The organism is Roseibium sediminicola, assembly GCF_023156505.1.
GTDB classification, from domain to species: Bacteria; Pseudomonadota; Alphaproteobacteria; order Rhizobiales; family Stappiaceae; genus Roseibium; species Roseibium sediminicola.
On sequence record NZ_JALNMJ010000036.1, the window covers coordinates 1 to 12414 of the forward strand.

Below are 12414 nucleotides of genomic sequence, written 5' to 3' on the forward strand. Positions count from 1 at the left end.
ACCAAGGGATTTGAGAAACGAATTTGTAGCACACATTGCGAAACGCACTCCCAACATTGAGATGCGTATCAAGTCGCAACCCGGATCAAGACGGGCAACGTGGGGGGCTGCCAACGCTTACAATCTATCCATGTGATAGTGATCGTAAACCTTCAGGCTGAGATATTACCTCAGTTCACGAATGTTCTGTCTAAAACAGTGCTCAAAATGTATTGTAGGACACACAAAAGCAATCAAATCGCAAGGATGAGCACTCCTGCATAGTGTAATGATTTGCACTTCCCTGCTCATCATGTTCAACAAAAAAATAGCCATTGCGATTTGCCCGACTTATTTTCCTGCAGTTGATTATCTTTTCGTTTTGGACACCGATTTCCTTTTCACAAATGTTCTTACCGTCGACGAACCATTCGGTTTCCACTCGGGTTGCGTTTTTTGCACTTAATTCAAATTTTCCTAGATCATAGCGCGGATGTTTTGTGTAAATCACTCGATGATCATGCTTGAATTCCACTCTCACGATACCGCCAGCTGAACAAATCGTGAGCTTATTTCCAATAATTTGCTGCAGGTCCTCTTCCGAACTCATGTCTAGTTCGAATGGACTCAGAATATCTGCTCTCAACTGCGACGTCGATAACAACAAAAAACAAATCATAATCGTCATTTTATTGAGCATTGGGAGCTCCTACTGAGCCTTTATTCAATTCAGGCAGCGACCTGCATCGCTGTCAGCTCATCTTACATTTTGCTTTTCGCTCGCATTGGAAATGCTCAGCTTTTTCATTTAGCTAGATCTAAAACGAAGATCCGGAAGGTTTGTCCTCAAAAGAGCGGATACTTCCATTGTCCGATCTCGATTTCGATCGCCCATCGGAGTTCTAATTTCATCTTGAACGGCCGACTTCAGCACCTTCAATCCACATCATCCTCATCCGCCATATAGGCGTGCCAGAGGTCCGGGCGGCGGTCGCGGGTCAGTTTTTCGGATTCCGACATGCGCCATTCGTGGATTTTCTTGTGATTGCCCGAGGTCAGCACTTCGGGGATCGTCAGGCCCTCGAACTCCGCAGGTCGTGTGTAATGCGGATGTTCCAAGAGGCCGGTCTCGAAGCTTTCCGTGTCCGCGCTTTCCATGTTGCCCATGACACCCGGGATCAGCCGGATGATGGCGTCGAGCAGCGTGATCGCGCCGATCTCGCCGCCCGAAAGGATATAGTCGCCGATGGAGACTTCCTCGAGATTGCGTGCATCGATCACACGCTGGTCGATGCCCTCGAAGCGGCCGCAGACAATGATGGCACCCGGGCCCTCGGCCAATTCATGGGCCCGTTTCTGGGTGAAAGGCAGCCCGCGCGGGCTCATCAGGAGCCTTGGCCGCGGATCGTCCGCCGGCGCCGCGGCATCGATGGCCTTGGCAAGGATATCGGCACGCAGCACCATGCCGGCGCCGCCGCCTGCCGGCGTGTCGTCGACGGAGCGGTGCTTGTCGGTCGCAAAATCGCGGATCTGGCTGGTCTCCAGCTGCCACAGGCCCTTGTCCAGCGCCCGGCCGGAGAGGCTTTGGCCGAGTGGCCCCGGAAACATGTCCGGATAGAGCGTCAGAATGGTCGCCTTGAAAGCCATGGGGCCAGCCAATGTCTCGCTAAAGTCCTGATTACGTTTCAAAACGGCCTTTTGGTTAAAGGTCCGTTAACCCCGTTCACTGAATTCCTGTGAAATTCACAAGGTAATTTTCAAACGGAAAGTTCTGATTAAGGCTCCCTCCCTAGTGTGGCAAGTGCGTTTCAATCGGGTCTTTCATCGTGGCCAAGTTTCCAGTCTTTCGTCTGACCCTTCCGGGGTTCATCCAGACCTATGTCGACCGGCATTATCTCGACATTTCGCTGAGCCGTGTCCTGCCGCTGCTTGCCTTGATGACCTTCGGCGTTCTGGTCGGCCTGGTGTTCAACACCGGCGTCGGCCATCCCTATGACAAGGTCATTCATATCGGCTTTTTCGCGTTGCTGACCCTGTCGATCCACGCGCTGTTCTGCTGCCGGCTGCGCATCTCCGCCGTCGTCGCCTTTGGCATGGGTCTCGCCGGCGAAGTGGCACAGGGATTTATTCCCCATCACGAGATGTCCCTGCAGGACGCGGTCGCCAACGGCATCGGCGTTGCCCTGATTGTCGCCCTGATCGCGCTGATCCGGTCCGAAACCCGCCAGGCGGTTCGGGACGAGGCGCCAGAGGAAGAAGAGCTCAATCTCCGTCAGATGGGCCTTGAGCCCGTGCGCACACGCTATCTGTCGGGCGCGTCCTCGGAAGGCTCCGGATCCCCTTCGGAGAAATAATCCTCCGGCAGGTCCACGCGCACCAATCCTTCGTCCAGACTGATCTCAGGCACGAAATCCTTCGTGAACGGGATATAGAACGTGCGGCCGCGTTTCGGCCGGATCTCCAGGAGATCCCCGGCGCCGAAATCCTGCACGGCCACGATCTTGCCGAGCGTCTCGCCGCTCTGGTCAAGAACGTCGAGCCCGGTCAGGTCGGAATAGTAGAATTCGTCTTCGTCAGGCTCGGGCAGCTGGTCGCGGGAGATGAAAAGCTCGATCCCGTTCAGTTCTTCGGCCTGGTTGCGGTCATTGATGCCCTTGAACTTGGTCACCACCACCGTCTTCTGCACCCGCGCCTTGTCCACCTCGAAGGATCTTTTGCCGTCCCGCGTGGTCAGGATGCCGTAATCGGCAAAGGAAAGCGGATCATCGCCAAACGGCTTGACCCGCACTTCCCCGCGAATGCCGTGGGCGGCACCGATTTTCGCCATCAGCACCTTCTGATCGTCTGTCGACATGTCACAAGGTCTCCGCTGAAGTAGCCGGTGCGCCCAGTCTCATCGGCTTATTCAGCAGCAGCTTCTTCGGAAGCGGCTTCTTCGGCCGGTGCGGCGGCAGCTTCAGCGGCAGCAGCTGCGGCTTCTTCTTCAGCCTGACGCTTGGCTTCCAGGCGTTCCTTTGCCTTGGCGCCCAGTTCGGCTTTCTTCGGGTTGTTGCGCGGATCGCGCTTCAACAGGCCGGCGGCGTCCAGGAAACGGTGCACGCGGTCGGTCGGCTTGGCACCGGTTTCGAGCCAGTACTGAATGCGCTCGACATTCAGCTGCACGCGGTTTTCGGAATCCTTCGGCAGCATCGGGTCATAGGAACCGACCTTTTCGATGAAGCGGCCATCGCGCGGGGAGCGGATGTCTGCAACGACGATGCGGTAATACGGGCGCTTCTTGGAACCGCCGCGTGCCAGGCGAATTTTCGTAGCCATTTTGTTTCTCCAGTTTGTTCAGTTGCCGGCTTCAGCGGCAATGGCTTCGTGGTGCCGGATCACTTCCCGAACGATGAAGTTCAGGAACTTTTCGGCAAAGTCAGGATCGAGATGGGCGTCGCTGGCAAGCTGACGCAGCCGTTCGATCTGAATTTTCTCCCGCGCCGGGTCGGCCGGCGGCAGGTCGTTGGTGGCTTTCAGAACGCCCACTTTCTGGGTGCACTTGAACCGTTCGGCGAGCATGTGAACCAATGCCGCGTCGATATTGTCGATGGATGAGCGCAGAGCTTTCAGTTCGTTGAGGGCCTCGCTGTCACCCAGCCGGGTTTCCGCTTCGCTCATCGTTTCTTGCCCTTGCCCATGCCCGGGAGACCCGGAAGTTTCGGACCGCCAAGGCCCGGAAGACCCGGCAGCCCCATGCCCGGAGGCAGTCCGGCGCCGCCGAGACCGCCGGGCAAGCCTTTGGGCATCTCCATGCCGCCGGGCAGCTGGCCGGACTTGGCCATTTCCTCAAGCTGCTTGGGGTCGACATCCGGCATACCGCCGCCCATGCCGCCCATCAGCTTGCCGAGCATGCCTTTGCCCTTGCCCATCTTCTTCATCATGTCCGCCATCTGGCGGTGCATCTTCAGAAGCTTGTTGACCTCGGCCACCTGCACGCCGGAACCGGCGGCAATGCGCTTCTTCCGGCTGGCCTTCAAAAGATCCGGCTTCTTGCGCTCGGTCGGCGTCATCGACTGGATGATGGCGACCTGGCGCTTGAACATCTTGTCGTCGATGTTGGCAGCCTCGATCTGCTTCTTCATCTTGCCGACACCCGGCAGCATGCCCATCATTCCGGACATGCCGCCCAGCTTTTCCATCTGTTTCAGCTGCTCGGCGAGATCATCCAGGTCGAAGTGACCCTTCTGCATCTTCTTCGCCATCCTGGCGGCCTGTTCCGCGTCGATGGCTTCCGCCGCCTTTTCCACCAGCGAGACGATGTCGCCCATGCCGAGGATGCGGTCGGCGATCCGCTTGGGATGGAAGTCCTCCAGCGCGTCGGATTTTTCGCCGGTACCGATCAGCTTGACCGGTTTGCCGGTGACCGCCTGCATCGAGAGCGCCGCACCGCCGCGGCCGTCACCGTCCATACGGGTCAGCGCGATGCCGGTGATGCCGACGCGTTCGTCGAAGCTCTGCGCCAGATTGACGGCGTCCTGACCGGTGAGCGAGTCGGCGACCAGCAGGATTTCATGCGGCTGGGAAGCGGCCTTGACCTCGGCCATCTCCACCATCAGCGGTTCGTCGATATGAATGCGGCCGGCCGTATCGAGCATGACCACGTCATAACCGCCCAGCTTCGCGGCGGACATCGCCCGCTTGGCGATCTCGACCGGGCCCTGGCCCTCGATGATCGGCAGCGTATCGACGTCGTTCTGCTCGCCGAGCACTTTCAGCTGCTCCTGCGCCGCCGGACGGCGGGTGTCGAGCGAGGCCATCAGCACCTTGCGCTTGTCGCGCTGGGTCAGGCGGCGGGCAATCTTGGCCGTGGTGGTCGTCTTACCGGAGCCCTGCAGACCGACCATCATGATCGCCACCGGCGCCGGCGCGTTCAGGTCGATCGGCTGGGCTTCCTCGCCCAGCATTTCCACCAGCTGGTCATGAACGATCTTGACGACCATCTGGCCCGGCGTCACCGATTTGACGACCTCCGCGCCAACGGCGCGGTTGCGGACCTTGTCGGTGAAGGAGCGCACGATCGGCAGCGCGACGTCAGCTTCGATCAGCGCGCGGCGGATTTCGCGCAGCGCCTCGTTGACGTCGTTTTCCGACAGCGCACCGCGGCCGGTGAGCTTGTCGAAAATACCGCTTAGTCGATCTGACAGGCTTTCAAACATCAGGGGTCCTTGAGCATTCTTCGTTTCGGGAAATCTCCCGAACCATATGGGCAGCAGCCGCTCAAATCCAACCGGATTGCCTTGCGCAAAGCAGTTTGACACCCGAGGGCGCATCGCGCTGTCGGGTGGTGACCTCCGGGCGCTCTTTATACCTGTGCGGGTCCCGGTCGGCGGATCAGATTGTCAGTCACTCATATGGAGTTCGCGGGGATATGCCTGAAAGAGGGGTGAGAGTCAAGGAAGATGGCGGATTTCAGTGATTCGCCATCTCAGCAATCCTTGCGGCGCTTCCAGAGCTGTCACCCCGGACAAGCGTAGCGCAGATCCGGGGCCTACTCGCAATTCAGCTTGCCGAAGCTCTGGGCCTTTTCTCAAGACGTCATTGCATTATTTGATTGCTCTGGAAATGAGTGGGGCCCGGATCTCCCTTCGGTCGTCCGGGGTGACACCGAGCGTAAAGCAATTATTCCCATAACCGGCCCCCACCTCACGCCATCATCGCGTTTGTGCTGATTGCGATCGACGTCAGGATGGCCGCGGTGAGCAATACCGAGGCCAGACCCAGCAGCAGCCCCAGGATCACCACCAGCCCGTCGCGTTCGACAATGCCGACGCCGGCAATGAACAGCGCCGTTGCCGGAAACCAGCCGCTGAGCGGCACCGGCAGAAACAGCGCGAACGCGATCACGAACAGCGCGAGCCCGAGCGTGCGTTCATGTTTGGGAGCGAGCATGCCTTCGTAACGCCGGACCAGCATGCGCTCCAGGCGGCGGGTGATCGGACGCAGGCGCGCCATCGTTCGCCTCAGCTTGGTGTGGTCCAGCTTGAGGCGCGCCAGCGGTCCGGGCAGTTTCACATGCGGAAAACCGAGCACCATCTGAAGCGTGGTCACCAGCACGGGCAGTCCGGTGATGAGCGAGGAGCCGGGCGGCAATGGCAGCAGCGTCAGCAGGGAAAACAGCACAATCGCCCAGCCGAACGAGGTCTCGCCCAGCGCGGACAGCAAATTACCGAGCGTCAGTGTCCCGTCCCGGTGCTGGTCGCGCGATCTTCGCAGGATCGGCAGCGACAGCGAAGGTCTTCGGCGTCTCTCGCCCTGCATTCACGTTTTCCGTTACAGCCTCTGTGTCGCGCCGGGTCTATCATTCCATTTGCAAGATTGCCAACGCGGAGTTGCCGGAAGTGCCGTCAGCTCCGCTTCGACGTCTCGTACCGTGCCGAGACATCGTAATAGTCCTCGAACCCGATCCGCTGCCGCAGCTCCTTGAAATCCATCAGGTCCGGCGTCCGGTCGTTATCAGTCTTGAGCTGTTCCAGGGTTTTCACCATGGCTTTCATGGCACTTGCCATCAGGGTCAGGGGATAAGCGGCAATGGCATAGCCGATCTCTTGAAGGTCCTTGTGGGAGAGATCCGGCGTTTCGCCACCTTCGACGATGTTGGCCATTTTCGCTCCCGGCAGCTCCCGGCAGATCTCCTGCATTTCGGCGACTGTCTTCGGCGCTTCGACGAACAGAATGTCCGCGCCGAGCTCCTTGAATTTTCGAGCCCGGTCGATGGCCTCGGAGAGCCCGTGTTCGTGGCGGGCATCGGTGCGCGCCAGGATCAGAATGTCGGCGCCCTCCTGCCGTGCGTCGACCGCCGCCCGGATCCGGTCGAAGGCCTCCTCGCGGCCGACCACCGCCTTGCCCGGCGTATGGCCGCAGCGTTTCGGCGCGACCTGGTCCTCGATCATCACCGCCGCAGCGCCGGCGCGGGCAAAACCGGCAACGGTGCGCCGGACATTCATGGCATTGCCGTACCCGGTGTCGCCATCGGCGATCAGCGGAATGGCGAGGCTTTCCGTGATGTTGCGCGCCTGGTCGAGCACTTCCGAATAGGACATCAGCCCGAGATCCGGCTGGCCGATCCTGGAGGCGGAAGTGGCAAAACCTGACATGAAGGTCAGATCGAAGCCGGCCTGTTCGATCAATCTGGCGGACAGGGCGTCATAGCAGCAGGGCATGACATGCAGCATGTCTTGCGCCAGCAGCGCGCGGAGCGTTTCGGCCGGAGACGGCATTTATTCGAAAACCTCAGAGCTTGAACGGAATATAAAGTGCCAGGTCGGTCCAGATATAAAGGATCACGACCGAGAGCAACATGATCACCAGGAACGGCAGCACGCCGCGGGAGACTTCGGTCAGGCCCGCCTTGGCGACCGACTGGATGACATAGAGATTGAGACCGACCGGCGGCGTGATCAGCGCGCATTCGACCATGACGACCATATAGACGCCGAACCAAACCGGGTCGATGCCCAGCGCCAAGGCCGCCGGCAGCAGCACCGGTGTCATGATCAGCACCATGGACAGCGCCTCGAACACCAGCCCCATCACAAGGAGCACAATCGACACCACCAGGATGAAGGCCAGAGGCGTGTCGATGGTCTGGCTGATCAGAACCGAGATATCCTGCGGGATCCGGTAAAGTGTGATTGCCTTGCCGAACACCTTGGCCCCGGCAACGATCAGCAGGATCGCGACGGTGGTGACCATGCTGTCGAAGATCGCTTCCCGAAAGGTCTTGAAGGTGAGCCGCCCCATGGCAAGCGTGATCACCAGGGCGCCGGCGAGGCCCAGCGCCGCCGCCTCGGTCGGTGTCGCCGCCCCGGTATAGATGACGCCGATGACATAGGCCGCAAGCAGCATGGACGGCAATGCGCGGAGCGTCGCCAGCAACCGTTCGTCCCAACCCGCGGCCGGTTCCGGCTTGAAGCCACCGAACCAGCGCGCGTAGATCATCGAATAAACGATGAACAGCGCCACCAGCAGCAGACCCGGACCGATCCCGGCCAGGAACAGGTCCAGCACCGACTGTTCGGTGACAAAGGCATAGACGATCATCGGAATGGACGGCGGGATGAGAATCCCGAGGGTTCCACCCGCCGCAAGCAGGCCGTAGACGAAGCGTTTCTGGTAGCCCCGGCCGATCATTTCCGGAATGGCGACCGTGCCGATCGTGGCGGCGGTCGCTACCGACGATCCGGAAATCGCGGCGAAGATGCCGCAGGAGAGGATCGTCGCCACCGCCAGACCGCCCGGCCAGTGCCCGACCCAGGCATGCACCGCGGCAAAGAGATCCCGTCCGACGCCACCTTTCAGGAGAATGTTCGACATCAAGAGGAACAGCGGCACGGCCAGCAGGATGAACCCGTCCAGCGTCGACAGGATCGCCTGCGGCGCCATCAGCGGTGAAAACCCGCCCAGCATCAACATGGCAAGGCCAAGCCCACCGAGCGCAAAGGCCACGGGCACACGGATGAGCAGAAGCGCGAACAGCGCTGCGAGGATCAAGATCACGGTCATGTTTCAACACCACCGTGCTTCCCGGTATCGCCCGGCTCGATGCCCCGCAGTACCTTGCCGAGTTCGACCAGCGCCTGCAGGAACAAAAGCGCAAATCCGACCGGAACCGCCAGTTCGGAAATCCAGGTCGGCAGATCCAGCATGGATCCCGTGGTTCGGCCCCGCTCGAAGGAATCGTAGAAGATGCCACCGCCCTTCCAGGCAACAACCGCGCTAAAGGCCGTGATGGCAGCCATGGCAAGCCCTTGGCACAGACGGCGGCCGGTCCGGTTCAGCCGCTCGGTCAGCACATCCACCGCGATGTGCCGGTTCGCCGCCAGCAGCCAGGGCATGGCGATCAGCGTGCCCCAGATCAGGCAGAGCTGAGAGAGTTCCGCCGCCCAGATGGTCGGCGCGACAAACAGATAGCGTGCCGCCACCTCATAGGTGAGCATCCCCCCGGCAAGGAGAAACAGCAGCGCCGCGATCCAGGCCAGCGCCAAGAGCGGAAACGACAAGGCTTTCATGAGATCATCCGGCGCCAGACTTTTGCGGCAACTATCTGGAGAAAAAGGAGAGTCGGACGGGAAACGGCCAGCTGCTGCCGGCCGCTTCGCTCAATTTGAACCCTCTGGGGTCAGAGGTTTTTCGCGGCGTCCATGATAGACTTGCCGAGATCGCCCGTCTTTTCGATGTAAGCCTCATAGACCGGCTGGCTGACGGCCTTCCAGGCGGCCATTTCGTCCGCCGTCGGCGTATAGACGGTCATGCCGTTTTCTTCCGCCGCCGCGTAGGCATCCGCCTCGATCTGAGACATGCGATCGCGCACATCGGCCTCCGCTTTCAGCGCCGCTGCCTGGATGATCTCCTTGTGTGCATCCGGAAGCCCGTTCCAGAAATCGGTGTTCACCACGACAATGAACTCGATATCGGCATTGTTGGTGACTGTGATCGTGTCCATCACGTCCCAGAGCTTGCGCGATTTCACGCCCGAAACCCCGGTCATGCCGATATCGACCGTACCGCGCTGGTAAGCGAGATACTGCTCGGACCCGGAAATCAGGGTCGGTGCGCCGCCGGCAGCCGTAACGAAATCGCCCAGCGTCTTGCCGAAGACACGCACCTTCTTGCCCTTCATGTCGTCGGGTGTTTTCACCGGAGCACCGTTGGACAGCATGATCGCGCCGCCATATGCCTGCCACCACAGCACGGTCGAACCGGTCTCCTTGATGGCGTCGTCCAGCGGTCCACGCACTGGCGACCCGGGAGCCACGGCGGCCCGCACCTTGTCTTCCGTGTCGAACAGGAACGGCTGATAGAAAATATCCACCGCCGGCACATCGCCGACATAGCGGGTCAGCGAGGCCACGCCCATTTCGATGGCGCCGGAGCCGACCGCTGCCGGGACTTCCTTGTCCTTGTAGAGCTGCGCGGAATCATAGATTTCGACGGCAATGTCACCGTTTGAGTTTTTCTCCACCTCATCCTTGAACAGCTGCAGGTTCTGGCCGAGATGGCTCGTCAGCGGCAATTGCAGCGAAATGCGCAAGGTGGTGTCGGCAGCCTCGGCAGTCCCGGCCGCAAGGCCAAGCGCCAGGGCAGCGCCCATGGCCCAGGAAAATGCTTTCATGATGTCCTCCCAATTTATGAAGTCAGTCTGGCAAAGCGCAATCCCAGGGTCAACATAGATCACAGCTAGGCAAAGTCAGGGAAAGCTGACTTTTGCTCAACTCCTGTCCAGGCGCCAGGGGCCCGACGCGGCAACAGCAATATCCGTACGATGGACGCGGCAGGCCGGAACCTTGCATTTTGCAGCGCACAGGCAGATAACAGAGGGCTTTTGAGACACACGACTGCCAAGTCGATCGCAGACCGTTCCGGATGACCCGTCTATGAATTTCCGCGCCATTGCGTTGCCGATCGGACGACTGCTCATCCTGATTTCCCTGCTGATGATCCTGCCGGCCATTGCCGATGTTTTTGCCAAAAACGCGGACTGGCAGGTTTTTCTGGTCTCCGCGCTGGTTTTGCTCACTGCCGGTGCGCTGACAACCATCGCCTTTCAGGGGCAGCGCCCCCCAAGCAACTTCCGCGAAGCCATCATTTTCGTGAATGCCGCCTGGTTCGTCTTTTCCCTGGCCGGGGCAATCCCGCTTTACGGCAGCGAACTCAATATCAGTTTCACCGACGCCTTTTTCGAAACCGCCTCCGGGCTGACGACGACCGGATCCACCGTCCTGACCGGCCTCGATAACATGCCACCGGGCATCCTGTTGTGGCGCGCGCTGCTTCAATGGATTGGCGGCATCGGCGTGGTTGCGATCGGGATCTGGTTGTTGCCGAGCCTCAGGGTTGGCGGCAGCCAGCTGTTCGCCATGGAAACCTCTGAGACCGCCAACAAACCTTATGGCCATGTCGGTCCGTTCATTTTCAGGCTGCTCGGGCTCTATGCCGGTCTCAGCCTGGCATGCGTGACACTTTATGTTCTGTGCGGCATGACGCTGTTCGAAGCGATCGTCCATGCCATGACCACCGTGTCGACCGGCGGGTTTTCGACGTCGGACCAGTCCTTCGGTCAATTCCAGGGCATTACCGTCTATTGGGTGGCGACGCTGTTCATGCTCGCCTCCAGCGTACCGTTTCTCTATCTCATCCGAAGCATCGAGCGGCGCAAGGCGGCGTATGACGTCCAGATCGTCCTGCTTCTGACCATCATTACGGTGGCCGCTTTCGGTGTCTTCTATTTCGAGCGCTACATCGTCCATGACACGCCGTTCCACATGTTCACGCTCGCGGTTTTCAATGTGGTCTCGGTCCTGTCGACCACCGGCTACGCCGCCAACGACTATCTTCAGTTCGGGCCTGCGGTGATCGCGATCTTCTTCGTGCTGACGTTTTTCGGCGGCTGCGCCGGCTCGACCTCGGGCGGATTCAAGATGTTCCGCATCGCCATCCTGCTCAGCCACTTCCGCGGCCTCCTGCAACGCATGGTGCGCCCGCACCGGGTGGTCGAGACAAAATACCAGGGCCGCAGGGTCTCCAACTCGGTTCTGGAAGGTGTTTTTGTTTTTGCTGTTGTTTATGCGGGCGCTTTCGCCGCGTTTTCACTGGTGTATATGGCCCTTGGCCTCGACCTGCAGACAGCTCTCAGCGCTTCAATCACGGCGCTCGCCAATGTCGGCCCCGGCGTCGGCGACACGATCGGTCCGTCCGGCACGTTCCAGTCCCTTCCGGAAATCGCAAAGTGGTTCCTGGCCTTCGAGATGATCCTCGGAAGACTGGAAATTCTCGGCGGCATTCTTTTGCTGACACCCGATTTCTGGCGCGACTGACCCAGGCTGCCTCAAATGAGAAAACCACCGCCGGCGTGACCTCCGGCGGTGGTTCTCGTGCTTCCGTTCACATCAGGCGGTCCGGTTGTTGAACCAACCTTTGGGGGGTAACCGCCCGATGCCGTTGTTACGGCTGAACGGTCGCGAACTCTTCCGGATCCAACAGGCTGTCCTGGTTGGCATCGGCTGCATTGAAAAGGTCTTCCGACATGGTCGGGACGGCGGCGGTGATCTCTTCAAAGCTCACGTAACCGTCCTGGTCGCTGTCGACCGCCTGAAAGGACATGCCCTGGGCAAGTGCCGCGGAAGACGCGGTCATGGCACCGATGAGAAGAGCAGCCGTAAGACGTTTGGACATGATATGACCTCCAACTGTTTGGGTCGTTTCGGGCCGTCCCCACTTGGCTGCCGACAGGCAACACCAGACGGTCCCGCTGTTCCGTCTGTTCGCCGGGCCCCTGCGACCCGCCGAACCGGAACGGGACAAACTCTGCTGAGAGATCGCGACCGGCAGAAGGCGGCGCTTTGAAACCTTCGGGGCATTGTTGTGTCTGACTATTACGATCAGCCCCAGGCCTGTCAG

General features: G+C 59.9%; 14 protein-coding genes. 2 read left to right on the forward strand and 12 right to left on the reverse strand.

The window, feature by feature from the left end:
- Positions 1–202 precede the first annotated feature (202 nt).
- Together M0H32_RS27700 and trmD are read right to left on the reverse strand one after the other, a co-directional pair.
- Positions 203–679 carry a hypothetical protein gene (locus M0H32_RS27700; protein WP_248159865.1) on the reverse strand — a complete coding sequence of 159 codons (477 nt, stop codon included), beginning with the start codon at positions 677–679 and terminating at the stop codon, positions 203–205.
- 236 nt (positions 680–915) lie between these two features.
- Entirely contained in the window at positions 916–1626 is a 711-nt protein-coding gene (gene trmD / locus M0H32_RS27705) for a tRNA (guanosine(37)-N1)-methyltransferase TrmD (protein WP_248159866.1), read from the reverse strand.
- A 179-nt stretch (positions 1627–1805) separates the two neighbouring features.
- On the opposite strand from trmD, the gene M0H32_RS27710 reads away from it, so the two are divergent.
- Entirely contained in the window at positions 1806–2333 is a 528-nt protein-coding gene (locus M0H32_RS27710; RefSeq protein ID WP_248159867.1) for a VanZ family protein, read from the forward strand.
- Here M0H32_RS27710 and rimM read toward each other — a convergent pair.
- The 9 genes from rimM to M0H32_RS27755 form a co-directional block, all read right to left on the reverse strand.
- A complete protein-coding gene (gene rimM, locus M0H32_RS27715) occupies positions 2282–2833 on the reverse strand; it encodes a ribosome maturation factor RimM (protein ID WP_248159868.1) in 552 nt (183 codons plus the stop codon). The two genes, M0H32_RS27710 and rimM, sit on opposite strands and share 52 nt — an antisense overlap.
- A gap of 47 nt (positions 2834–2880) precedes the next feature.
- On the reverse strand, positions 2881–3294 hold the full coding sequence (gene rpsP, locus M0H32_RS27720) for a 30S ribosomal protein S16 (protein ID WP_248159869.1): 414 nt from the start codon (positions 3292–3294) through the stop codon (positions 2881–2883).
- 18 nt (positions 3295–3312) lie between these two features.
- Positions 3313–3636 carry a chorismate mutase gene (locus tag M0H32_RS27725; RefSeq protein ID WP_248159870.1) on the reverse strand — a complete coding sequence of 108 codons (324 nt, stop codon included), beginning with the start codon at positions 3634–3636 and terminating at the stop codon, positions 3313–3315.
- A complete protein-coding gene (ffh, locus tag M0H32_RS27730) occupies positions 3633–5174 on the reverse strand; it encodes a signal recognition particle protein (protein WP_248159871.1) in 1542 nt (513 codons plus the stop codon). The genes M0H32_RS27725 and ffh overlap by 4 nt, the downstream gene beginning before the upstream one ends.
- 487 nt (positions 5175–5661) lie before the next feature.
- A complete protein-coding gene (locus M0H32_RS27735) occupies positions 5662–6276 on the reverse strand; it encodes an exopolysaccharide biosynthesis protein (protein ID WP_248159873.1) in 615 nt (204 codons plus the stop codon).
- An 86-nt stretch (positions 6277–6362) separates the two neighbouring features.
- Positions 6363–7235, reverse strand: coding sequence for an isocitrate lyase/PEP mutase family protein (locus M0H32_RS27740; protein ID WP_248159875.1), 873 nt, complete (start codon positions 7233–7235; stop codon positions 6363–6365).
- A gap of 13 nt (positions 7236–7248) precedes the next feature.
- Positions 7249–8520 (reverse strand): TRAP transporter large permease, encoded by a 1272-nt coding sequence (locus tag M0H32_RS27745; RefSeq protein ID WP_248159877.1) that lies wholly within the window; start codon positions 8518–8520, stop codon positions 7249–7251.
- On the reverse strand, positions 8517–9026 hold the full coding sequence (locus M0H32_RS27750; protein WP_248159879.1) for a TRAP transporter small permease: 510 nt from the start codon (positions 9024–9026) through the stop codon (positions 8517–8519). Before M0H32_RS27750 ends, M0H32_RS27745 begins: the two co-directional genes overlap by 4 nt.
- A gap of 110 nt (positions 9027–9136) precedes the next feature.
- Positions 9137–10129, reverse strand: coding sequence for a TRAP transporter substrate-binding protein (locus M0H32_RS27755; RefSeq protein WP_248159881.1), 993 nt, complete (start codon positions 10127–10129; stop codon positions 9137–9139).
- A gap of 262 nt (positions 10130–10391) precedes the next feature.
- Between M0H32_RS27755 and M0H32_RS27760 the strand changes: the two genes are divergently transcribed.
- A complete protein-coding gene (locus M0H32_RS27760) occupies positions 10392–11831 on the forward strand; it encodes a TrkH family potassium uptake protein (RefSeq protein ID WP_248159883.1) in 1440 nt (479 codons plus the stop codon).
- A gap of 127 nt (positions 11832–11958) precedes the next feature.
- On the opposite strand, the gene M0H32_RS27765 is transcribed toward M0H32_RS27760, so the two are convergent.
- Entirely contained in the window at positions 11959–12189 is a 231-nt protein-coding gene (locus tag M0H32_RS27765; RefSeq protein WP_248159885.1) for a hypothetical protein, read from the reverse strand.
- Between the last annotated feature and the right edge of the window lie 225 nt (positions 12190–12414).